This window comes from Erwinia papayae (assembly GCF_058241465.1).
The window spans coordinates 168874-191152 of sequence record NZ_JBZCHT010000009.1; the positions used below are offsets into that span (position 1 = coordinate 168874).

Annotated in this window: 22 protein-coding genes and 2 pseudogenes; 19 read left to right on the forward strand and 5 right to left on the reverse strand. The window is 53.3% G+C overall.

Annotated elements, in window-relative coordinates; genetic code table 11:
- Positions 1-40 precede the first annotated feature (40 nt).
- Positions 41-535 (forward strand): annotated as a pseudogene (locus AC3RPL_RS05645) (LacI family DNA-binding transcriptional regulator); the annotation flags it as partial.
- 85 nt (positions 536-620) lie between these two features.
- Here AC3RPL_RS05645 and flk read toward each other — a convergent pair.
- Positions 621-1658: a flagella biosynthesis regulator Flk gene (flk, locus tag AC3RPL_RS05650; protein ID WP_490739255.1), complete on the reverse strand. Its 1038-nt coding sequence runs from the start codon at positions 1656-1658 to the stop codon at positions 621-623.
- Positions 1659-1967: 309 nt separating this feature from the next.
- Here flk and pdxB point away from each other — a divergent pair, with 309 nt between their 5' ends.
- The 16 genes and pseudogenes from pdxB (at position 1968) to hisP (ending at position 16600) form a co-directional block, all read left to right on the forward strand.
- Positions 1968-3125 (forward strand): 4-phosphoerythronate dehydrogenase PdxB, encoded by a 1158-nt coding sequence (gene pdxB, locus AC3RPL_RS05655; protein WP_490739256.1) that lies wholly within the window; start codon positions 1968-1970, stop codon positions 3123-3125.
- Positions 3126-3254: 129 nt separating this feature from the next.
- Positions 3255-4265, forward strand: coding sequence for an aspartate-semialdehyde dehydrogenase (locus tag AC3RPL_RS05660; protein WP_490739257.1), 1011 nt, complete (start codon positions 3255-3257; stop codon positions 4263-4265).
- The gene (truA, locus tag AC3RPL_RS05665; protein ID WP_490739258.1) at positions 4262-5077 is read left to right on the forward strand and encodes a tRNA pseudouridine(38-40) synthase TruA; all 816 of its coding nucleotides are present in this window, start codon (positions 4262-4264) and stop codon (positions 5075-5077) included. The genes AC3RPL_RS05660 and truA overlap by 4 nt, the downstream gene beginning before the upstream one ends.
- Positions 5078-5105: 28 nt before the next feature.
- Positions 5106-5762, forward strand: a complete 657-nt coding sequence (locus tag AC3RPL_RS05670; RefSeq protein WP_034938162.1) for a DedA family protein — start codon at positions 5106-5108, stop codon at positions 5760-5762.
- Between the two features lie 209 nt (positions 5763-5971).
- Entirely contained in the window at positions 5972-6196 is a 225-nt protein-coding gene (locus AC3RPL_RS05675) for a hypothetical protein (protein WP_490739259.1), read from the forward strand.
- A 43-nt stretch (positions 6197-6239) separates the two neighbouring features.
- Complete coding sequence (locus AC3RPL_RS05680; protein WP_490739260.1) at positions 6240-6788, forward strand: hypothetical protein; 549 nt, start codon at positions 6240-6242, stop codon at positions 6786-6788.
- Between the two features lie 486 nt (positions 6789-7274).
- Positions 7275-8189, forward strand: a complete 915-nt coding sequence (accD, locus tag AC3RPL_RS05685; protein WP_034938158.1) for an acetyl-CoA carboxylase, carboxyltransferase subunit beta — start codon at positions 7275-7277, stop codon at positions 8187-8189.
- A 64-nt stretch (positions 8190-8253) separates the two neighbouring features.
- Positions 8254-9516 (forward strand): bifunctional tetrahydrofolate synthase/dihydrofolate synthase, encoded by a 1263-nt coding sequence (gene folC / locus AC3RPL_RS05690; RefSeq protein ID WP_490739261.1) that lies wholly within the window; start codon positions 8254-8256, stop codon positions 9514-9516.
- Positions 9506-10261 carry a cell division protein DedD gene (gene dedD, locus AC3RPL_RS05695; protein WP_490739262.1) on the forward strand — a complete coding sequence of 252 codons (756 nt, stop codon included), beginning with the start codon at positions 9506-9508 and terminating at the stop codon, positions 10259-10261. Before folC ends, dedD begins: the two co-directional genes overlap by 11 nt.
- A 292-nt stretch (positions 10262-10553) precedes the next feature.
- A complete protein-coding gene (gene cvpA / locus AC3RPL_RS05700) occupies positions 10554-11039 on the forward strand; it encodes a colicin V production protein (protein WP_034938153.1) in 486 nt (161 codons plus the stop codon).
- Between the two features lie 37 nt (positions 11040-11076).
- Positions 11077-12594 (forward strand): amidophosphoribosyltransferase, encoded by a 1518-nt coding sequence (gene purF, locus AC3RPL_RS05705; RefSeq protein ID WP_034938152.1) that lies wholly within the window; start codon positions 11077-11079, stop codon positions 12592-12594.
- Positions 12595-12652: 58 nt separating this feature from the next.
- Entirely contained in the window at positions 12653-13255 is a 603-nt protein-coding gene (locus AC3RPL_RS05710; protein WP_490740637.1) for a UbiX family flavin prenyltransferase, read from the forward strand.
- A 285-nt stretch (positions 13256-13540) separates the two neighbouring features.
- Positions 13541-14323: a lysine/arginine/ornithine ABC transporter substrate-binding protein ArgT gene (argT, locus tag AC3RPL_RS05715; RefSeq protein WP_261640093.1), complete on the forward strand. Its 783-nt coding sequence runs from the start codon at positions 13541-13543 to the stop codon at positions 14321-14323.
- A gap of 95 nt (positions 14324-14418) precedes the next feature.
- Entirely contained in the window at positions 14419-15105 is a 687-nt protein-coding gene (locus AC3RPL_RS05720; protein WP_490739263.1) for a histidine ABC transporter permease HisQ, read from the forward strand.
- Positions 15102-15818, forward strand: a complete 717-nt coding sequence (locus AC3RPL_RS05725) for an ABC transporter permease (RefSeq protein WP_034938144.1) — start codon at positions 15102-15104, stop codon at positions 15816-15818. The genes AC3RPL_RS05720 and AC3RPL_RS05725 overlap by 4 nt, the downstream gene beginning before the upstream one ends.
- Before the next feature lie 8 nt (positions 15819-15826).
- A pseudogene (gene hisP / locus AC3RPL_RS05730) lies at positions 15827-16600 on the forward strand (histidine ABC transporter ATP-binding protein HisP).
- A gap of 114 nt (positions 16601-16714) precedes the next feature.
- Here hisP and AC3RPL_RS05735 read toward each other — a convergent pair.
- Positions 16715-17608, reverse strand: coding sequence for a TIGR01777 family oxidoreductase (locus tag AC3RPL_RS05735; protein WP_490739264.1), 894 nt, complete (start codon positions 17606-17608; stop codon positions 16715-16717).
- A 217-nt stretch (positions 17609-17825) separates the two neighbouring features.
- On the opposite strand from AC3RPL_RS05735, the gene yfcF reads away from it, so the two are divergent.
- A complete protein-coding gene (gene yfcF / locus AC3RPL_RS05740) occupies positions 17826-18473 on the forward strand; it encodes a glutathione transferase (protein WP_490739265.1) in 648 nt (215 codons plus the stop codon).
- A 95-nt stretch (positions 18474-18568) separates the two neighbouring features.
- Positions 18569-19105 carry an NUDIX hydrolase YfcD gene (gene yfcD / locus AC3RPL_RS05745; RefSeq protein WP_261640098.1) on the forward strand — a complete coding sequence of 179 codons (537 nt, stop codon included), beginning with the start codon at positions 18569-18571 and terminating at the stop codon, positions 19103-19105.
- A 524-nt stretch (positions 19106-19629) separates the two neighbouring features.
- On the opposite strand, the gene AC3RPL_RS05750 is transcribed toward yfcD, so the two are convergent.
- The 3 genes from AC3RPL_RS05750 to AC3RPL_RS05760 all read right to left on the reverse strand — a co-directional run bounded on the left by AC3RPL_RS05750 (position 19630) and on the right by AC3RPL_RS05760 (position 22255).
- The gene (locus tag AC3RPL_RS05750) at positions 19630-19803 is read right to left on the reverse strand and encodes a hypothetical protein (protein WP_490739266.1); all 174 of its coding nucleotides are present in this window, start codon (positions 19801-19803) and stop codon (positions 19630-19632) included.
- Between the two features lie 348 nt (positions 19804-20151).
- Positions 20152-20979, reverse strand: a complete 828-nt coding sequence (locus AC3RPL_RS05755; RefSeq protein ID WP_490740638.1) for an ABC transporter permease — start codon at positions 20977-20979, stop codon at positions 20152-20154.
- 10 nt (positions 20980-20989) lie between these two features.
- Positions 20990-22255: an ABC transporter permease gene (locus AC3RPL_RS05760; RefSeq protein WP_490739267.1), complete on the reverse strand. Its 1266-nt coding sequence runs from the start codon at positions 22253-22255 to the stop codon at positions 20990-20992.
- Positions 22256-22279: the final 24 nt, after the last annotated feature.

Consider the following 22279-nt stretch of genomic DNA (forward strand, 5'->3'; position numbering starts at 1 on the left):
AAGATCCTCTCGCCGCAGATCGTTAAACCAGTACTGAGATATGCAAAATCGTCTGACCATTAAGGATATTGCGCAAATGAGCGGGGTGGGGAAATCCACCGTTTCCCGGGTGCTGAATGGCGAAGAAGGCGTCAGTCAGAAAACCCGCGAAAAGGTAGAGTCCGTCATTCAGCAACAGGCGTTTATGCCTTCCCGTTCGGCCCGTGCCATGCGGGGAAAAAGCGATAAAGTGGTTGGCATTATTGTTACCCGTCTGGATTCGTCGGCCGAGAATCAGGCTGTGCGCACCATGTTGCCCCTGTTTTATCAGCAGGGTTCCGATCCCATCGTCATGGAGAGCCAGTTTGATCCGCAACTGGTGACCAGCCAGTTGAAAATGCTGGCACAACGGCATGTTGATGGGGTGATCCTGTTTGGCTTTAATGGCCTGAACCATAAAATGCTGGCGTCCCGGCAACAGAAAATGGTGGTGATGGTGCGGCAATATGCCGGAATTTCCTCCGTCAGTTACGATGATGCCGGTGCGGTTAATTTGCCGCTGTTAAGTCGCAACCCTGTTTACAGATGAAAAGCCGGATTCTGCGGGTGAAACTAGCCTGAAAGCATGACCGGCAAGAGTTTCACAGAAAAACCCACAGCAGAAAAATAAGCACTAACACGGCGGCAAAAACGGTAAAAGCCGGACGGTTGACCAGCGGGCGCAGGTCCGGCGGCACCCAGGCCCAGAGTGGCGCAACAATTGGCTGCGGATTGATTTCGCTGTCGGCCACGGGTTGTTCGCGCAATTTTTCCGCACGACGGGCAAACAGCAGGTTGATCAGATCCTGAGCCTGGGCAGTGGTCAATACCGCCTGCGGTGGCAGCTGGAAGCGTTGCTGGCTGGCGTCTTCCAGCATTTTTTGTTCTGCGTGATCCGGCGGAACCTTCAGGGCAGAGAGCAGCAATGGCAGGGTTGGCGCAGTGTGCTGATTCAGCGTATGGCTTATTTGCAGATACTGTGTCAGCAGAGGAAAGACCCGGGAAGGGATCGGATCGCCATGATGCAGGTTGACCATTTTCAACACTGACGCCCACAGTTTTACCGGCTGTTCTCCGGTGGCAGCAGCCAGTTTTGCCACCTGCTGATTCAGGGTGTGATGTTCGGCTGGCAGCAGAGTGCGATCGGTAATATGGTTCTGTTGCGGCTGCGGGATAGCCATCTGACCGTTCTGCAACATGGTCAACACCTGACGCAACTGGTCAGGATTGAGCGAACTGAGCACCGTATGACCGAACTGTTGACGAATGAAATCACTGACCGCCTGTCGGTTATTGCCCTGGGGCAGCAGATCGGTTAACTGTTGAAACAACTGGCGGGTGGCATGGGTATTCTGCACCTGCGCAAGGCGGGTGTGAAGAAACTGTTCAGCGGCGGGGAAATGGCGCGAGAGCAGACCCTCGTCATTTTTCACTCCCACTTCATGACGCAGGCCAGCCCATAACTCCACGGATTTCAGTGAACTGAGCGCCATGATTTTGACTATCAGCCTCTCCAGCGTGGTGCGCTGAGCGGGTGAAAGCGGCTGCTCTCCGGGGCCGGTTGGCAGAGTACCGGGCCTGACATCGACCGTTGTACGATCGCCGGGGATCGGCGCACCAGGGCCACTAAGCGGTTGCATGGCAAAATCCTTAACTCATCGGTTAACATCCGGGGCGCGCCGGAAAAAGAGTGAAACACTATGATAACAATCCCACCCGGTGTTAGGTAGTGGGCGGAGGTGCCCGGGGGAAATATTTTATCCGGCCTCTGCCTGAATGGGGTGGTGCAGGTATGATTGCGCATTGGGTTATTTCGGCAGAACAGAATGAGCAGATACCTGCGTTTTCAGGCTCTTTCCGGATGTGATAAGTTTATTTTTATGTTTTATAAGGTTTTATTTTAAATCTGTTTCAGGTCTTGCGGGCGTTGTGCCCACCGGAGGTTAACTGTGCCTGATGTAAAAAAAGAGCTAAAAATTCTCGTCGATGAAAATATGCCTTACGCCCGTGAGCTGTTCAGCCGTACCGGAAAGGTACTGGCGGTGCCTGGCCGTCCGGTGCCGCAGGCGGAGCTGCATGATGCTGATGCGCTGATGGTACGCTCCGTCACCCCGGTTAATGCAGCATTGCTCAGTGATAAACCGGTCAGGTTTGTCGGGACGGCCACGGCCGGCACGGATCATATTGATGAGGCATGGCTGGACGAACAGGGCATTGCTTTCTCCGCCGCGCCGGGCTGTAACGCGATTGCGGTGGTGGAGTATGTGTTTTCCGCTTTGCTGATGCTGGCAGAGCGCGACAGCTTCCGGCTACAGGATCGTACCGTGGGGATTGTCGGCGTGGGTAACGTTGGCGGCCGGTTGCATAAGCGCTTGCAGGCGCTGGGGATCCGTACACTGCTCTGCGATCCCCCGCGTGCTGAACGCGGTGACGAAGAGGATTTTCTGCCGCTCTCTGCGCTGGTGGCGGAGGCCGATATTCTGACGTTCCACACGCCGTTGTTCAGAGAGGGGCGCTGGCCGAGCTGGCATCTGGCCGACGAGGCGTTGCTCCGGGCGCTTAAACCGGGAACTATTCTGATAAATGCCTGCCGGGGAGCGGTGGTGGACAACGCGGCGTTGCTGACGGTGATGCAGCAGCGCGACGACCTGAGTGTAGTGCTGGACGTCTGGGAGCCAGAGCCGGAACTTTCCCTGCCGCTGTTGCAGAAGGTAGATGTGGCGACGGCGCACATTGCGGGCTATACGCTGGAGGGCAAAGCGCGCGGAACTACCCAGGTCTTCGAAGCCTGGTGCGCCTTTCTCAAACAACCGCAGCAGATAGCGCTGGATACGCTGCTGCCTGCGCCAGAGTTTGCCAGCGTGACGCTTCACGGTGAGCTTGATCAGTCTGCGCTGAAAAGGCTGGTTCATCTGGTGTATGATGTGCGCCGCGATGATGCCGCGTTGCGCAAAGTTGCTGCGCTTCCTGGAGAATTTGACCGCCTGCGTAAGCACTATCAGGAGCGGCGTGAATGGTCTTCGTTACAAGTGCTTTGTGATTCAGAGCAGGCTGCCACAATGCTGATAAAACTGGGTTTTAACGCTGTTTTTCAGCCAGCTCGCTGAGTCAGGATGGCCTTTTAAGATTATCTCGCCGGGCTTCCTAAGGTTGCCATAAGGTGGGGTAAATAATCTGTTGCCGGGCGGTGATGTCACCGCCTGATGTTTTTTTGTGATTGTCTGGAGTAAGCCAACATGTCTGACGGCTGGAATATTGCGCTACTGGGTGCGACAGGAGCAGTAGGGGCAGCGGTACTGGAGCTGCTGGCTGAACGTCAGTTCCCGGTGGGGGAACTTTACTTACTGGCCAGTGAACGCAGCGCAGGTGAAAACCTGCGTTTTGAAGGCAGAACCTTGCAGGTTGGTGATGCCCGTGATTTCGACTGGTCGCAGGCGCAGCTGGCGTTCTTTGCCGCCGGACGCGAGGCCTCTGCGCGCTATGCAGAGGAAGCGGCCAGCGCCGGGTGCCTGGTGATCGATACCAGCGATCTTTACGCCCTGGAGCCGGACGTGCCGCTGGTGGTGCCGGACGTTAATCCGCAGGTGCTGGCAGACTACCGGAACCGCAACATCATTACCGTCGCCGACAGCCTGACCAGCCAGTTATTGTGTGCAATCAAACCGCTGATCGACACAGCCGGTCTGGGACGTTTGCAGGTGACCAGCCTGATAGCGGCATCGTCGCACGGTAAAGCAGCGGTGGATTCACTGGCGGGTGAAAGCGCGCGGTTGCTTAATGGTCTGCCTGCGGAAGAGAACTGGTTTGGTCGCCAGCTGGCCTTTAATATGCTGCCGCTGTTGCCCGATGCTGAAGGCAGCGTGTTGCAGGAGCGTCGGCTGGTCGATCAGGTGCGTAAAGTACTTCAGGATGAAGGATTGCCGATTGCGGTCAGTACCGTTCAGGCTCCGGTTTTCTACGGCAACGCACAAATTGTGCATATGGAAAATTTGCGTCCGCTGGCGGCAGAAGAAGCGAGGGACGTGCTGTCGCAGGCCGAAGATATCGCCCTGTCCGGGGACGACGATTATCCTACGCAGGTCGGAGACGCGTCAGGCAATACCCAGCTCAGCCTTGGCTGCCTGCGCAACGACTACGGCATCCCGGAGATGCTGCAATTCTGGTCGGTAGCCGATAACGTTCGCTTTGGCGGTGCGTTGATGGCAGTGAAAACCGCCGAGAAACTGGTGCAGGAGTATTTCTGGTGACCTCAACCACTCCTGAGCCACAGACCACCAGACTGGCTCTGGGTATTGAATACGATGGCAGCCGTTACTACGGCTGGCAGCGGCAGCAGGAAGTCAGAAGCGTGCAGGAAAAGCTGGAAAAAGCGCTGTCTGCTGTTGCCAATCATCCGGTAACCGTTTTTTGCGCGGGTCGCACCGATGCCGGCGTGCATGGCACCGGGCAGGTGGTGCATTTTGACACCACCTCACAGCGTAAGGATGCCGCCTGGACGCTGGGGGTAAATGCGAATCTGCCGGATGATATCGCGGTGCGTTGGGTCAAAGCCGTGCCGGGAGATTTTCATGCCCGCTTCAGCGCCACCGCCCGGCGCTACCGCTACATCATCTATAACCAGCGCCTGCGCCCGGCAATCCTGCACGGCGGGGTGACGCATTTTTATCATCCGCTGGATGTCGAGAAGATGCAGCGGGCAGGGCAGGCGCTGCTGGGGGAAAACGACTTTACGTCATTTCGTGCCGTACAGTGTCAGTCACGTACGCCCTGGCGCAACGTGATGCATCTCAATGTCAGCCGTTACGGCGCTTACGTGGTGGTAGATATTAAAGCCAATGCCTTTGTGCACCATATGGTGCGAAATATTGTTGGCAGTCTGATGGAAACAGGCTGTGGAAATCAGCAGGAAAGCTGGATAGCAGAGTTACTGGCGGCGAAAGATCGCACGCTGGCTGCGGCAACCGCCAGAGCGGAAGGCTTGTTTCTGGTCGCGGTTGATTATCCTGAACATTATGATTTACCACGTCCGCCGATGGGGCCTCTGTTCCTCGCGGATTAACCTGGCCTGGAGTATCAAGGAAATTTCTATGGAACTGATTCACACCGTTATTGATTTTATTCTGCATATTGATGTCCATTTGCAGGCGATGGTCGCGCAGTACGGCGTCTGGATTTATGCCATATTGTTCCTGATCCTGTTTTGTGAAACAGGGCTGATTGTCACCCCTTTTCTGCCCGGCGACTCACTGCTGTTTGTGGCCGGCGCGCTGGCGGCAATCCCTGATAGTGCACTGAATGTTCATCTGATGGCGGTATTACTTTGCGTCGCCGCCATCATTGGCGATGCGGTCAACTATACGATTGGCCGCCTGTTTGGGGAAAAACTGTTCAGCAACCCAAATTCGAAAATATTCCGTCGCAGTTACCTGGATAAAACCCATCAATTCTATGAACGTCACGGTGGTAAAACCATTATCCTCGCCCGTTTTGTCCCTATTGTCCGTACCTTTGCGCCTTTTGTTGCCGGTATGGGGAAAATGTCCTATCGCCATTTTGCCCTGTATAATGTGACCGGCGGTATTCTCTGGGTGGTGCTGTTTTCCTATGCCGGCTATTTCTTCGGTAACCTGCCTGCGGTGCAGAAAAATATTCATTACCTGATCGTGGCAATTATTCTGGTGTCGATCCTGCCAGGCGTGATTGAAATTGTGCGCCATCGTCGTGCAGCACGGCGTCAGGGATAATCTGCTCGTATGCTGGCTGCTCAGTTCTGTTTGAGCAGCCTTATCTTTTTTAGTTTAACAATAACTCACCGATACCGTTTCAGTTGCAGGATTAACTTTCTTCACCATTTCTTATTAAATCGATTTTTACGTTTAAAAATTCGTTATTTGATATTTTCAAAATATAAAAAGTTTATGGTGTGATTTGTTAATCATAAAGGTGGTGAATTATGAATTCTATATCAGCATACGATACATATATTCCTGGGGATATCAGAAATATTAATTCGTTAAATAATACTGAAAAAGCTGACAAAACAGAAAAAAGTGGCTTCTGTTCCCGGTTGTTATCCTGTCTGGTTTCGGTGAAAAATACGGTATTGAGGTTTATTCCCTCTTTGCGTTCTAAAGAAATGTGGGCCGAAAAAACAAGGAAGATAACAAAAGGCTTATGATTTTATAAGAGAAAGTTTACTGGGCAAAGTAAAGAAAAATGATGTGGAAGGGATTTTTCGTGTCCAGATAAATTCCAAAATAGTAGGTGAAATCAAGAGCAAGCCATTAGGTTACAACACTGTCAAACATTTAGTCTCAGGGAAAGATAAAAATGAAGGGCATATTTTTTCGCAAATTCTCCTGGCTGATGTGGGCAAAGTTGAAAAGCAGATAAACGTAACAGAAATGCTACGTTTATTGAAGCCGGGTGTAAAGCATGACAGCGAGAGTATACGGGACTTTGTGATGGAGCGTATCAGTTTTAAGTCCGATCAGGAAAAGGAAAGGTTTTTAACATCAATGCGTATCATCGCTGATATTTACACCGAAGTGGGAAAAAGGCCATGTAGCGATTGTACACCTATACACTGGCAAAAGCGATCGCGCCTTCAATTTTCGACTGTGCGACCCTCAGCCATGGTAAACCTGTCACGGAAGCAGAAAATATCAGACATTATGCAAATATTTCTCCTGAGGCTGGTCTTATTGTTTTACAAAGCTGGAATCCAAAAGACTAACGGCGGAGATATTAAGGCTGGATTATCTGAGTAAAAAGCTATGTATAATTTTACAGGACAGGAAATTGCCCGTAAGGCTTATTCTGCGATTATGAATTTATATCATCTCCTTCTCAAATATTTAATGTCTTACCTGACGTCTGAATATATTCTATTGCGTCATTTTAATCGCGCCAGTTCTGGCATGACATAATTTAAATTTATGTTTATATGATTAGAGAGCTGAAATTTCATTTTTCAGCTCTTCGTTCAGGCGATGGTGCAGGATTGTCTGTTATTAACATCCGCGTTGTACCGCGCACCAGTGAAGGATTCAGGCTGTGCCTGAAAACAAATCACAGACACTGCACATCGCCAACAGAGCGAGGGTTTAGCAACTCACCACCGTTTGCAATCCCGGTCGTGATCAATGATTGTGTGGCAGACTTTGTTGTTATGTGCTGTAATAGCGGGCAAATCTCACGCAAAAATCAGCGCTATATCGTTGATTTATAACGATTAACCAGATGCAGAGTTACCTATGAGCTGGATTGAACGAATTCTTAACAAAAGCACCATTTCCCCATCACGCAAAGCCAGCATCCCGGAAGGGGTGTGGACCAAGTGCGATAGCTGTGGTCAGGTGCTCTACCGCGCCGAGCTGGAGCGCAATCTGGAAGTCTGCCCGAAATGTGATCACCACATGCGCATGCATGGTCGTGAACGCCTGCACAGCCTTCTGGATGAAGGTTCACTGGTTGAACTGGGTAGTGAGCTGGAGCCAAAAGATTTGCTCAAGTTCCGTGACTCTAAAAAATACAAAGACCGCCTGGCCAGCGCGCAGAAAGAGACTGACGAAAAAGACGCTTTAATCGTCATGAAAGGCACACTTTATGCGATGCCTGTGGTCGCCGCGGCCTTTGAATTCTCCTTTATGGGCGGTTCAATGGGATCGGTGGTCGGTGCGCGTTTTGTTCGTGCCGTGGAACAGGCGCTTGAAGATAACTGTCCGCTTATCTGCTTTTCTGCTTCCGGCGGTGCCCGTATGCAGGAAGCGCTGATGTCGCTGATGCAGATGGCGAAAACCAGCGCCGCACTGGCAAAAATGCAGGAACGCGGCCTGCCTTATATTTCCGTACTGACGGACCCTACCATGGGTGGCGTCTCTGCCAGTTTTGCCATGCTGGGCGATCTGAACATTGCTGAACCAAAAGCGTTGATTGGTTTTGCCGGACCGCGAGTTATTGAGCAAACCGTGCGTGAAAAACTGCCGCCAGGCTTTCAGCGCAGTGAGTTTCTGATTGAAAAGGGCGCGATTGATATGATCGTGCGCCGTCCGGTCATGCGTTTCAAACTGGCCGGGGTTCTGGCAAAAATGATGAATCTGCCTGAGCCTCAGGAAGAGAGCCTGCCAGAGGTGATGACTGACGCAGCGCCTCAGAGCCACGAGGCCTGATCGATGACAAAAAGGAGCGAATCGCTCCTTTCTCCTTTGAACCGCAACCTTGTGAACTGTGCAAATGGATAATCTTCCTCAAGCCACGTCGTCCCTGGTTACGTGGCTTCATTATCTCGAAAATCTGCATACTCAGGCTATTGATCTTGGGCTGACACGTATTCAGCAGGTGGCAAAACAGCTTGAACTCCTGAAGCCTGCGCCGGTGGTGTTTACCGTCGCCGGAACCAATGGCAAAGGTACCACCTGCCGCACCCTTGAAACGCTGCTGATGGCGGCCGGTTACCGGGTGGGTGTTTACAGTTCGCCGCATCTTCTGCGCTACACCGAGCGGGTGCGTATTCAGGGCGACGAACTGGCAGAGTCGGCACACACCGCCTCTTTTGCAGAAATTGAAAGCGGACGTGGCGAAACCTCACTCACCTATTTTGAGTACAGTACTCTTTCGGCACTGTGGTTGTTCAGACGCGCTGCGTTAGACGTGGTGATCCTTGAAGTGGGGCTGGGTGGCCGACTGGATGCAACCAATATCGTTGATGCTGATGTTGCCGTTATTACCAGCATTGCGTTGGATCATACCGATTACCTCGGCCCCGATCGCGAAAGCATTGGTCGTGAAAAGGCAGGTATATTTCGTGCCGGAAAACCGGCGGTGGTCGGCGAGCCGGATATGCCTGCCACCATTGCTGAGGTGGCTGACACCGTTGGCGCACAGTTGAGCAGAGTCGGGCGCGACTGGTCTTATACGGTCGGTGAGCATGACTGGACCTTCCGTGACGGGCAGGGCGAACTGAACGGGCTTCCGCTGCCTCAGATTCCTTTACCCAATGCGGCAACGGCGCTGGCGGCGCTGCGGGCGTCCTCTCTGCAGGTTGATCCGGCGGTGATTTATTCGTGGCTGGACAAGGCCGTACTGCCGGGGCGTTTCCAGGTCGTTACTGAATCGCCCCGGGTGATCCTTGATGTGGCGCATAATCCGCACGCGGCGGCCTGGCTTGCCGGACGACTGAGCGAGCTGACCAAAGGCGGCAATGTTCATGCGGTGGTGGGAATGTTGCACGATAAAGACATTGCCGGAACCCTGGCCTGCCTGAAGCCACACGTGGACAGCTGGTACTGCGCACCCCTGTCGGGTCCCCGCGGAGCAAGCGCTGATGAGTTGATTGCACATCTGCCTGGCGCCCGTGCTTTTGCTGATATTGCAAACGCGTTTATCCATGCGCGTCAGCAGGCGTCAGAGCAGGATGTGGTGCTGGTGTGTGGCTCTTTCCTGACGGTTGCACAGGTCATGGAAACGCTGGAAACGGAGAGTGGTAGTGGCAAGTAAATTTCAGAACCGACTGGTCGGGACTGTGGTTATTGTGGCACTGGGTGTGATTATTCTGCCCGGGATACTCGACGGTAAGAAAAAGCATTACAAAGAAGAATTTGCAGCAATTCCGCTGGTGCCAAGGCCTGGCGATCAGCTTGAGGCTGACGGTGTGCCACCGGTGACCCAGGCGCTACCTGCTCAGCCACCGGAAGGTGCGGGTACGGCAGCAGAGGGACACAGTGGCGGCAACACCTCGCAGGCTGAAAGCGGCTCAACCACGCCGCAGTCGGCTAATCAGCCTGCCGTGGTTACGCCACCGCCGGTGCAGCCGTCAGAGCCGGTGCAGCATAAGCCGGTTGAAAAAGCCAAACCGGTGGAAAAATCCCGACCAACAGAAACCACCAAAGCCCCAGCCAAAGCGGTCGAAAAACCGGTTGAAAAACCTAAAACGGCACCCAGGTCCGAACCTGTTGAACCGCAGCAGGCTCCGGCTGCCGTGGAGGAGCGCGCACCAGCTGGTCAGGCCTATATGGTCCAACTTGGCGCACTGAAGAATGCCGCTAAAGTGAGCGAGATCGTCGCTAAACTGCGACTCTCGGGATACCGGGCTTTCACCGTGCCTTCCACGCCGGTGCAGGGGGAAATAACCCGTATTTACGTCGGGCCGGATGCCTCGAAGGCGAAAATGCAGGCTGCGGTGACCGAGCTGAAAAGCCTTTCTGGTCTTGGTGGTGTGGTTAAGCCTTACAGTGCACGCTGACTCTGGTAGTCAGCCACTATTACTGTAACAGCCTGCGCCTTTTGGCGCGGGTTACAGCCAGTCAGGTACGGGCGGTAACCGACGTGGCGGTAACGGGTTATCTGATGCAAATCAGCCAGTTGCCCGGATGCCTGCCAGGTGGCATGTTGCGGGTGCCGGCAGGGCCTTTTTGCTGATTTTTTCAGCGCCGCTTTTTAATTAAACTGGTAAAGGAAAACCCTACGCAAACGTTTTCTTTTTCTGTTAGAATTCGCCCCGAACTGGATGCGGAGCACTGTCGCTGGAAGAGTTCATGATCTGGATAGATTACGTCATTATTGCGGTTATTGGTTTTTCGGCTCTGGTCAGCCTGATCCGTGGGTTTGTCCGGGAAGCATTATCCCTTGTCACCTGGGGTTGCGCATTTTTTGTCGCCAGTCATTACTACTCCTTCCTTGCGGTCTGGTTCACCGGTTTTGAAGACGAGCTGGTTCGCAATGGCATTGCTATCGCGGTGTTATTTATTGCCACGCTGATTGTCGGGGCAATTGTTAACTATGTGATTGGTTCGCTGGTTGAAAAGACTGGCCTGTCGGGGACTGACAGAGTACTTGGCGTCTGTTTCGGGGCCTTGCGTGGCGTACTGATCGTGTCTGCCATTCTGTTTTTCCTCGATACATTCACCGGTTTTGCCAAAAGCCCTGACTGGCAGCAGTCCCAGTTAGTTCCCCAGTTCAGTTACATCATCAGGTGGTTTTTTGACTACCTGAAAAGCACGTCGAGTTTTTTGCCCCGATAAATACGTCGGGGTTGCGGCTTAATGAGGAAATGACCACATGTGCGGTATTGTCGGGATCGCCGGTTTTATGCCGGTCAACCAGTCGATTTATGATGCGTTAACGGTGCTTCAACACCGTGGCCAGGATGCCGCAGGCATTGTGACCATTGATGCCCTGAATTGCTTTCGCCTGCGCAAAGCGAACGGTCTGGTTAGCGATGTTTTTGAAGCCCGCCACATGCAGCGTATGCAGGGCAATATGGGTATCGGCCATGTTCGTTATCCCACAGCGGGCAGCTCCAGTGCCTCTGAGGCGCAGCCTTTTTATGTCAATTCACCCTTCGGCATTACTCTGGCGCATAACGGTAATCTGACCAATGCCCATGAGCTGCGTAAGCAGCTGTTCGAGAGTGGCCGTCGCCACGTTAACACCACCTCAGATTCCGAAATCCTGCTCAATATTTTCGCCGCTGAGCTGGACAGGTTTCAGCATTACCCGCTGGAAGCAGAAAACATTTTTGCCGCCGTGGCGGCGATGCATCAGCAGGTTCGCGGTGCCTATGCCTGCGTATCGATGATTATCGGTCACGGACTGGTCGCCTTTCGCGATCCAAACGGTATTCGTCCGCTGGTGATTGGTAAACGTCCAATGGCCGATGGACGCACAGAATATATGGTCGCTTCTGAAAGCGTGGCGCTGGATACATTGGGCTTTGAGTTTCTGCGTGACGTGGCTCCCGGCGAAGCGGTATATGTGACGGAAAAAGGCCAGCTGTTTACCCGCCAGTGTGCTGAAAACCCGAAATTCAATCCGTGTCTGTTTGAATACGTTTACTTTGCCCGTCCGGATTCGTTCCTCGATAAAATTTCTGTCTACAGCGCACGTGTGCGTATGGGCACCAAACTGGGTCAGAAAATCGCTCGTGAATGGGAAGATCTGGATATCGACGTGGTGATCCCGATTCCGGAAACCTCCTGCGATATCGCGCTGGAAATGGCCCGCATTCTCAACAAGCCTTACCGCCAGGGATTTGTAAAAAATCGCTATGTGGGCCGGACCTTTATCATGCCGGGTCAGCATCTGCGCCGTAGCGCAGTGCGCCGTAAGCTGAACGCCAATCGGGCTGAATTCCGCGATAAGAACGTTCTGCTGGTGGATGACTCTATTGTGCGGGGCACCACTTCTGAACAGATTATCGAAATGGCCCGTGAAGCCGGTGCGAAAAAAGTCTATCTGGCTTCAGCCGCGCCGGAAATTCGTTTCCCGAACGTTTACGGCATTGATATGCCCAGCGCCACCGAGCTGATTGCTCACGGGCGCGAAGTGGAAGAAATCCGTCAGCTGATTGGCGCGGATGCGCTGATTTTCCAGGATCTCAATGATCTGATTGAGGCGGTACGCGAGGAAAATCCGGATATCGCTCAGTTCGAATGCTCGGTGTTCAATGGCGTTTACGTCACCAAAGACGTGGATCAGCAATATCTGGAATATCTCCAGTCACTACGCAATGACGATGCCAAAGCCCTGGCGCGTCAGAACGAGGTGGAAAATCTGGAAATGCATAACGAAGGCTGATGCCCTCTGATGTTGCAGCAGGTATGATGGGCCGGAAGTGATTCCGGCCCTTTTACTTTTGCAGGCAGGACAGAAACAGCGAGGGAATACAATGCAACGACTGATTATTGGTATCTCCGGTGCCAGCGGCGTGATTTACGGTATCCGTACACTGCAGATATTGCAGCAGGTGGCTGACATCGAGACGCATCTGGTGATGAGCCATGCGGCACGACAGACGCTGGCGCTGGAGAGCCATTACTCACTACGCGAGGTGCAGGCGCTGGCCGATGTGGTTCATGATGTACGCGATATCGCCGCCAGTATCTCTTCGGGCTCATTCAAAACCCACGGTATGGCGATCCTTCCCTGTTCAATGAAAACCCTTTCCGGCATTGTGCACAGCTACAGTGACGGTCTGCTGACCCGCGCGGCAGACGTGACCCTGAAAGAGCGGCGCAGGTTGGTACTGTGCGTGCGCGAAACGCCCCTTCATCTGGGACACTTAAGGATGATGACCGCGGCTGCCGAGCTGGGCGCGGTGATCATGCCGCCGGTGCCCGCTTTTTATCATCGTCCTGAAAGTGTCATGGATATTGTTGATCAGACCGTCAACCGTGTTCTCGACCAGTTTGATATCACGCTGGATAACGATCTCTTCACGCGCTGGCAGGGTGCATAAAGGGTATGCCCCTGCATCGTATTGGTGCATAAATCGTTGCTGAATCGCTTTTCATGCATTGCGTGCACCATAATGCGTCATGCTTGCCACCTCATCACCAGAAACCTGCTATATATTCTCACGCCTGTTGGACGAGGGGCCCGGCAAGATAAGCCGCTGCCCCGATGCGCTGAAATGGGGCAGGCGGGTAAAAAAAGTGGCACGAAAGCTGCATATGAAATGTGCTGCTACGGCGCTATACACACATCACGATTTGATAATAAAAACCACAATTGAGGGGAATCTATGAAAAAGCAGGTCCTGGCCTTTTCACTGCTGCTGGCTCTGGCAGGAAGCAGCAGCGCCTTTGCTGCGGCGCCAAAAACGCTTCGTATTGGCACCGATCCAACCTACGCGCCGTTTGAATCAAAAAATGCGCAGGGTCAGCTGGTGGGTTTTGATATCGATCTGGCGAACGAAATCTGTAAGCGTATGCAGGCCAAATGCACCTATGTGGAAAGTGATTTTGATGCGCTGATCCCGTCGCTGAAAGCGAAAAAAATTGACGCGATTATCTCTTCGCTGTCGATCACCGAAAAACGCCAGCAGGAGATCGCCTTCTCGGAAAAACTGTATGCGGCTAACTCTCGTCTGATTGCGCCGAAGGGATCAAAAATTCTGCCGGACGTGGCATCGCTGAAGGGGAAAACCATCGGTCTGTTACAGGGTACCGTGCAGGAAACCTATGCCAATCAGTACTGGCGTCCTCAGGGCATTACCATCACGCCTTATGCTAATCAGGATCTGGTTTATCAGGATCTGGCCGCCGGGCGTATTGATGCTGCATTCCAGGATGAAGTTGCCGCCAGCGAAGGTTTTCTGAAGCAACCCGCCGGTAAAGGTTATGCCTTTGCGGGGCCTGCGGTAAAAGATGACAAAATCTTCGGCGTGGGCACCGGTATGGGAATGCGCAAAGATGACGCCGAACTGAAAGCGGCGATCGATAAAGCTTTTGATGCCATGCGCAAAGATGGCACCTACGCGAAGCTGGCAAAAAAATATTTCGACTTTGACGTATACGGCGGTTAAAAAACCTGTCAGGGGGGGCCTGCCCGTGGACGGCGGCCCCCGTTTTGTACGCTCCGGGCGGATAAAACGCGAAGTTAAGGGGACAGGACATATTTATGCTGTATGGCTATTCTGAAGTCATTTTTAAAGGGGCGCTGGTCACGCTGGAGCTGGCGCTCAGTTCGGTGTTACTGGCGGTGATACTGGGGTTAGTTGGTGCCGCCGGAAAGCTTTCTGGCCGTCGGCCACTGGCGTGGATTTTTGCAGGCTACACCACCCTGATTCGGGGCGTTCCCGATCTGGTGCTGATGCTGCTGATTTTTTACGGGCTACAAATTGCCCTCAACGCTCTTACCGACCTGCTCGGCATCGCCCAGTTTGATATTGACCCGATGGTGGCCGGGATTATCACCCTCGGTTTTATCTACGGCGCTTACTTTACTGAAACTTTCCGTGGTGCGTGGATGGCTGTTCCTAAGGGGCAGATTGAAGCGGCTACCGCTTTTGGTTTTACCTCCTCCCAGACTTTCCGCCGCATCCTGTTTCCGGGGATGATGCGCTATGCGCTCCCGGGAATTGGCAATAACTGGCAGGTGATCCTGAAAGCCACGGCGCTGGTGTCGCTGCTGGGGCTGGAAGATGTGGTAAAAGCCACCCAACTGGCTGGAAAAAGCACCTGGCAGCCTTTCTGGTTCGCGATTGTGGCGGGCATTATTTATCTGATTTTCACCACGCTCTCCAATGGGGTGCTGTGGTGGCTTAACCGTCGCTATTCGGTTGGGGTAAGAAGGGCTGATTTATGACAGAGATTATACAGGAGTACTGGAAAGCCCTGCTGTGGAGTGATGGCTATCGTTTTAGCGGGGTGGCCATTACGCTGTGGTTGCTGATTATTTCCGTTGCGCTGGGCGGTTGCATGGCGGTGCTGCTGGCGGTGGCGCGGGTTTCTCCCCTCAGGGCGGTACGTTTTCCCGTCTGGCTGTTCACTTACATTTTTCGCGGCACGCCGCTCTATGTGCAACTGCTGGTGTTCTACTCGGGGATGTACACGCTGGAAGTGGTGAAGGGAAACGATCTGCTGAACGCTTTTTTCCGCAGCGGACTTAACTGTACGCTGCTGGCTCTGACGCTGAATACCTGCGCCTACACAACGGAAATATTTGCCGGAGCCATTCGCGCGGTGCCACACGGTGAAATTGAAGCCGCCCGGGCTTATGGCTTCTCCACCTTCAAGCTGTATCGCTGCATTATTCTGCCTTCGGCGCTGCGCACTGCGCTGCCGGCATACAGCAATGAAGTGATCCTGATGCTGCACTCGACGGCGCTGGCGTTCACCGCCACGGTGCCCGATCTGCTGAAGGTGGCGCGCGATATCAACTCTGCGACTTATCAGCCGTTCACCGCCTTCGGTATCGCCGCCGTACTGTATCTGCTTATCTCGACTGTGTTGATTAGTCTGTTCCGCAAAGCGGAAAAACGCTGGCTGAAGCACGTTAAACCCTCATCAACCCATTGAGCAAAATTATGAGTGAAAAAAAATTAAGCGTGACGGAACTGCACAAACGCTATGGCGAGTTTGAGGTACTGAAAGGGGTTTCTCTTCAGGCGAATGCCGGGGATGTTATCAGCATTATCGGCTCATCCGGTTCGGGGAAAAGCACCTTTTTGCGCTGCATTAATTTCCTGGAAAAGCCCAGCGAAGGCACTATTGCGGTGAATAATCAGACCATCAATCTGGTGCGTGATACCGACGGGCAGCTTAAGGTGTCGAATAAAGAGCAGCTACGTGAACTGCGTACCAGTCTGACGATGGTGTTTCAGCACTTCAATCTGTGGAGCCACATGACGGTATTGCAGAACGTGATGGAAGCCCCGATCTAGGTACTGGGACTGAGTAAGGCAGAGGCGCAGGAGCGGGCGATCCGCTATCTGGATAAAGTGGGCATTGATGAACGCGCTCGCGCTAAATATCCGGTTAATCTCTCTGGTGGTCAGCAGCAGCGCGTTTCTATCGCCAGAGCGCTGGCGATGGAGCCGGAAGTGTTGCTGTTTGATGAGCCGACCTCTGCCCTGGATCCTGAACTGGTGGGTGAGGTACTGAAGATCATGCAGAAGCTGGCGGAAGAGGGCAAAACCATGGTGGTGGTGACCCATGAAATGGAGTTTGCCCGCCACGTCTCCAGCCATGTGATTTTCCTGCACCAGGGGAAAATTGAAGAAGAGGGGCCGCCACACGAACTGTTCAGCAATCCCAAAAGCCCACGTCTGCAACAGTTTCTCTCTGGCGCACTGAAGTAGCTTTTCTGCAAACAGAGCTGGCTACTCTGCCGCACCGGGCATGCAGGTTACCTGGTGCAGAAGGTGGTAAAGTTCGTCTCCTCCGTCGGAGGAGACGGTGACGCCTCTGCGGGGCTAAACCACATCGGCCAGCGCCTTATCCAGTTGATACCAGCGAAAAACAAAGCCCGACTCTTCCAGGCGTTTCGGCAGCAGATGCTGACCTCCCAGCACCAGCACTGAGGACTCACCCATCATCACTCTGACAGCGCTGGCGGGGACGCGAACCCAGGCCGGACGGTGCATGGCGTGGCCCAGCGCCGCGGCAAACTGTTCATTACGCACCGCATAAGGTGCCACTATATTAAAAGGGCCGCTGAGATGTGGATTGTCCAGCAGCCAGAGTATGGCACTGAGCATGTCATCAAGATGGATCCACGGCATATACTGCCTGCCATTGCCCAGTGGACCGCCCGCTCCCAGGCGAAAAGGTAATTTCATTTTGCCAAGCGCACCGCCTTCTTTTGCCAGTACCACGCCGGTACGCAGCAGGCAAACCCGGGTTTGATCACTTTCTGCCGCCCGCGCCCGCGCTTCCCATTCAGCGCAAAGCAGGTGAGTGAACTCCTGATGACCATCATCTTCTTCAGTCAGCACGCCATCGCCGCTGTTGCCGTAATAACCGCTGGCTGAGCCGGAAATGAACACTGCCGGTGGCGTCTCACTGGCATTGATCAGCGCTGCCAGCTTGCCGGTAATCTGCCAGCGGCTCTGACAAAGCCGTTGTTTTTGTTGCTCTGTCCAGCGTTTGTCTGCGATCGGCTCTCCCGCAAGGTTGATTACCGCATCGACAGCGTTTAAATCACGCTGCTGATCCAGCCCTGACCACAGATTGACCCCTTCGCCAAGTTTGCGGCGAGCACCCGCCACATCGCGGGTTACCACGCTGACCTGTGCGCCTCTCTGGAGCAGTCGGGGTATCAGATGTCGGCCAATCAGGCCGGTTCCGCCGGTCAGTAAAATGTGCATCCTTTTAATCCTTAATCGGTGAAGTTAAAACGCAACGCTTTATCGTTCAGCTTAGAATATGTTGGCAGGAAAAGCGGTAAAGCTGAGCACCCGCAGCGATAACTCAGCTGCGCTACGCGGATTCAGGCCGCTATTGTAATTAACATGTTGCACAGAGATTGCCTTCTGTTGAAAAAGTGGGTAAACAAGATGAACCCCGCCTTTTAAGGAAATCAGGATGAATTATCCCGCTATCACGCTCTGGTCAGATGCCTGTTTTTTCAGTCCGTATGTGATGTCTGTTTATGTTGCTCTCAGTGAGAAAGGCGTGCCGTTCTCTCTCAGGTACGTTGATCTTACGAGTCAGCAGCACCTTGCGCAGCCTTATCGCGACATTTCGCTGACCCGCCGGGTACCCACGCTTCAGGTGGATGATTTTATGCTGTCAGAATCCTCTGCCATTACTGAATATCTTGAGGAGCGTTTCCCGGCACCAGAATTTGAGCGTCTCTACCCGCGTGAAGGAGAAAATCGTGCCAGAGCCCGCGAACTCCAGGCCTGGCTGCGCAGTGATCTGCTGCCTCTTCGTCAGGAGCGGCCAACAGAGGTATTGTTTGCCGGTGAACGCTTTGCTCCCCTGAGCGCACAAGGGCAGCAGGCAGCGGAACATCTGTTTGCCGCCGTCAGCCGCCTGCTCAAACCCGGCCAGCAGAACCTGTTTGGTGAATGGTCGATCGCCGATACCGATCTGGCAATAATGATTAATCGCCTGGCATTACATGGCGATGAGGTACCCGAATTTGTGGCCAACTACGCACATTTTCAGTGGCAACGCGCTTCCGTGCAGCTGTGGCTGGCGGAATCCTCCAGAAGCCTGGCTGAATGACATTGTGGGATTATAATTTTTCACTTTCCCGTGGCACACTGTGCGGGAAAAAAACAGACCAGCGCTGATGCGCCAGAACAGAAAAAGGGTGACGGATGGTGGAGCAAGACAGCGGCGTGGAATGGGTGGACATCGTTAATGAAGATAACGAGGTTATTGCACAATCCAGCCGGGCACAGATGCGGGCGCAGTGCCTTCGCCATCGTGCAACCTATATTGTGGTGCACGATGGTATGGGGAACATCCTGGTTCAGCGGCGCACGGCGATCAAAGATTTTATGCCGGGGATGCTGGATGCCACAGCGGGTGGCGTAGTGCAGAGCGGTGAAGATTTGCTGGAGTCAGCCCGTCGTGAAGCGGAAGAGGAGCTGGGCATAGCCGATGTGCCTTTCGCTGAGCACGGCGTTTTCTATTTTGAAGATCAGCACTGTCGGGTCTGGGGCGGACTGTTCAGCTGCGTTTCGCATGGCCCTTTTGCCATGCAGGAAGAAGAGGTGGATGAAATTTTCTGGATGACGCCGGAAGAGATCACCGCACGCTGTGATGAGTTTACCGATGACTCCCTGAAGGCGCTGTCGCTGTGGCTCAGCCGTAACAGCGAACAGGGCCACGCCGTTAACCGCCAGGCGTGATCTGATATCAGCCTCAGCCAGAGGACGCATTGGCCGTTCGCGTCCTTTGTTTCACCCGCCACTTTCTGGTGAAGGCTGGCACAACACTGTTTTTTATATTCCTGACTGAAGCCGTATTAAACAAAGATTTCATCCGTGTATGCTCCGGTTTATTCGCTCTGCTCACCCCTTCGGGGTCGCCCTGAAGGGCGTTCAAATACCAGCATTTGTCTGCGCGCTGTCCGTGTCCAGACTGGCTGCGACAATAACGCCCGGTGGGACAGGCTCTTATTACCATCAGGGTAAAAATAAGAGAGTAAAAAGACAGGATGAAATATTGGCTTTATATTGCTGAGGCGGGAGTGATAATTATTACGATTATCGTAAGTCTGGTGAATCTCATTTCAAATGAGCAGATACCCCTGAGACAGATATCAGGTGCGGTTAAAAATAATAAAAGCCGGGTTATCTGATGAAATAACGCCGGCCTGAAAGCTAAATAATTTATAAAAGCACTCTGCAAGTTAATCAGCGTGGCAGCGTGATCAGTTCAGACCTTCATCACTGGTGCAGTAAGGGGTACTGTCGCATGGTGTAATAAAGCCAGAGCCTGGCTCGCTCGGATATGATTTAACACCGCCACCGTGCGCCGCATTTGCGTTAAAGGCAGCGAATGCTGACAGGGAGATCAACACGACAAATTTAAAAATAGTTTTCATTTGGTAACCCTCCGTTATTTGTGAGGGAAATTTATCATAGCTGATGCTGTTGTAAAATGAATTTTATGTTTTGGGAGTTATCCTGGAAGGAGTGTGCGGATTAATTGCGTGTTATTTCGCGACCGACGGCTGTCTGGGGAAAATAATTAAAATAATGGAACTTTTATAACGAATTTACCACGATGTATTAATGCGATTTTCAGGCGGGAAATATACTTTTCTGAACAGGGTAAATACTGCCCTCAGTAGCCGCTGTCTGGGGAAATGCCGCGCTTTTATTGAACTGAAGCTGACGTCTGGTGTTAAAGGTTATCAGCCAGCGGCAGCCGGCTGATTGAAGGGCTGATATCAGTGGGCAGGGCTACTCTGACGCATTTTTTCACCACGACGTCGCAGCAATTCCATGACGATCAGCAGAATTAATGACGCACCAATCATCAGTGAGGCGGCAGCGGCGATAGTGGGATCAAGATTCTCACGTATACCGGCAAACATCTGAATTGGCAGGGTGCGCTGGCGTGGACTGGCGAGGAACAGCGTCACCACCACTTCGTCAAACGAGGTCGCAAAGGCAAACAGCGCACCGGAGAAGACGCCGGGAGCAATCAGCGGCAGCGTGACTTTACGAAAAGTCAGTAATGGCGGCGCGCCAAGACTGGCCGCTGCCCGTGACAGGTTGGTTTCATAACTTTTCAGTACTGCCACGACGGTAATCACCACAAAAGGCACACCGAGCAGGGCATGGGCCAGCACCAGGCCCAGATAGCTGTTGAGCAGTGACAATTTAGCAAAAAAGAAAAACATGCCCACGGCGATAATCACCACGGGTGCTACCATCGGAGAAATCAGCACCGCCATCACCAGCCCTTTGCCGCGAAACTCCCCGCGAACCAGCCCCATCGAAGCCAGCACCCCTAGGACCGTGGCCAGCAGCGTTGCCAGCGGAGCAATCATCAGGCTGTTGAGCAGGGAATTCAGCCATTCCTGTGAGTGAAAGAAGGTCTGATACCAGCGCAGTGAAAAGCCACTGAGCGGGTAGCTGAGAAATGAGCTGGAATTAAATGACAGCGGCACAATCACCAGGATCGGCACAATCAGAAAAATTAATATCGCCGCGCTGTAAAGGTTAAAAAATGCGTTCCACAGGCGTAGCGTCTGACTACCTTTTTGTCTCATCATCCTCTCCTTAATGCGCTGCCGCTTCGGCAGACGTCCGGGTCACGCGCACGTAAACGATATAGAGCAGCATGACGATAATCAGCAGCTGGCTGCCCAGTGCGGCGGCCATACCCCAGTTCATGGTTCCATTGGTAAAGAAGGCAACGAAGTAACTGACCATCTGATCGTCCGGCGCACCCAGCAGGGCTGGCGTTACGTAATAACCAATCGCCATCATAAACACCAGCAGCGCGCCCGCCGCGATACCGGCGTAAGTCTGCGGGACATAAACGCGCCAGAAAGCAACAAAGGGATGTGCACCCAGCGAAACGGCGGCGCGAATGTAGCCCGGAGAGATACCCTTCATCACCGCATACAGCGGCAGTACGATAAAAGGCAGCAGGATGTGGGTCATGGAAATAAAGACGCCAACGCGATTGAATACCAGCGTCAGCGGATGGTCAATGATGCCTGTCCACATCAGCGCCCGGTTAATCAGCCCGCCTGACTGCAACAGCACAATCCAGCTGGCGGTACGCACAATCAGCGAGGTCCAGAACGGCAGCAGTACCAGGATCATCAGCAGATTCGCACGGTTTGAGGGTTGCTTAGCCAGCCAGTAGGCCAGCGGATAGCCGATGCCGACGCAAAGCAGCGTTACCACCAGCGCCATCCACAGGGTGCGCAGCAAAACATTCACATACAGCGCCTGGTCGGCAGGAAGTGCGGTAATTTCACCACTTCTGGCGTCAACTTTGCGGTCAAATACCGACAGCAGATAGTAGCTGGTCACCGGTCTGGCGGCGCGTTGCAGCGTTTTCCAGGTGGCTATGTCGCCCCACAGCGGCTGTGCCGCTATCATCGCTTCTTTGACCTTCTGACCATTTTCCGGCACCAGCCGGGGAACGGTAATGATCAGACGGCGGAAGCTGGGATCTTCATAGCTCATACGCTTGGCGACCACGGCAATTTGTCCATGTTCGCGGGCTGTGGTCAGCTCTTTACCCAGCAGGGCATACAGTGATTCGTCCGGCAATGTTTCGCCAGACCACTTTTTCAGTGCGGCGGTGGTTTGCGGCAATGTGTCGCTGAATTCAGGGTTTTCGACACTCTTACTGAGAATCGACAGAATGGGAAAGAGGAAACAGATCAACACAAAAGCAAATAGGGGAGCTATCAGTAGCAGCGAACGGCGGGTTTTCGCACGGTCCACCTGACGTAACCGTTGGATCAGATCCGGCTCTTTTTTCATGCTGTGGGCGCTGGCGGACTCCATAACCGGGTTTTGACTCATTGCAGGCTCCTTTATTGGTCGGCG

Bases quoted from the DNA above. Each gene is read 5' to 3' on its own strand.
- AC3RPL_RS05660 (WP_490739257.1), top strand. From the start codon at position 3,255: ATGTCTGACGGCTGGAATATTGCGCTACTGGGTGCGACAGGAGCAGTA.
- yfcF (WP_490739265.1), top strand. From the start codon at position 17,826: ATGAATTATCCCGCTATCACGCTCTGGTCAGATGCCTGTTTTTTCAGT.
- folC (WP_490739261.1), top strand. From the start codon at position 8,254: ATGGATAATCTTCCTCAAGCCACGTCGTCCCTGGTTACGTGGCTTCAT.
- AC3RPL_RS05760 (WP_490739267.1), bottom strand. From the start codon at position 22,255: ATGAGTCAAAACCCGGTTATGGAGTCCGCCAGCGCCCACAGCATGAAA.
- AC3RPL_RS05750 (WP_490739266.1), bottom strand. From the start codon at position 19,803: ATGAAAACTATTTTTAAATTTGTCGTGTTGATCTCCCTGTCAGCATTC.
- cvpA (WP_034938153.1), top strand. From the start codon at position 10,554: ATGATCTGGATAGATTACGTCATTATTGCGGTTATTGGTTTTTCGGCT.
- AC3RPL_RS05675 (WP_490739259.1), top strand. From the start codon at position 5,972: ATGAATTCTATATCAGCATACGATACATATATTCCTGGGGATATCAGA.
- yfcD (WP_261640098.1), top strand. From the start codon at position 18,569: ATGGTGGAGCAAGACAGCGGCGTGGAATGGGTGGACATCGTTAATGAA.
- AC3RPL_RS05735 (WP_490739264.1), bottom strand. From the start codon at position 17,608: ATGCACATTTTACTGACCGGCGGAACCGGCCTGATTGGCCGACATCTG.
- flk (WP_490739255.1), bottom strand. From the start codon at position 1,658: ATGCAACCGCTTAGTGGCCCTGGTGCGCCGATCCCCGGCGATCGTACA.
- AC3RPL_RS05725 (WP_034938144.1), top strand. From the start codon at position 15,102: ATGACAGAGATTATACAGGAGTACTGGAAAGCCCTGCTGTGGAGTGAT.
- AC3RPL_RS05755 (WP_490740638.1), bottom strand. From the start codon at position 20,979: ATGAGACAAAAAGGTAGTCAGACGCTACGCCTGTGGAACGCATTTTTT.
- accD (WP_034938158.1), top strand. From the start codon at position 7,275: ATGAGCTGGATTGAACGAATTCTTAACAAAAGCACCATTTCCCCATCA.
- argT (WP_261640093.1), top strand. From the start codon at position 13,541: ATGAAAAAGCAGGTCCTGGCCTTTTCACTGCTGCTGGCTCTGGCAGGA.
- AC3RPL_RS05670 (WP_034938162.1), top strand. From the start codon at position 5,106: ATGGAACTGATTCACACCGTTATTGATTTTATTCTGCATATTGATGTC.
- purF (WP_034938152.1), top strand. From the start codon at position 11,077: ATGTGCGGTATTGTCGGGATCGCCGGTTTTATGCCGGTCAACCAGTCG.
- AC3RPL_RS05720 (WP_490739263.1), top strand. From the start codon at position 14,419: ATGCTGTATGGCTATTCTGAAGTCATTTTTAAAGGGGCGCTGGTCACG.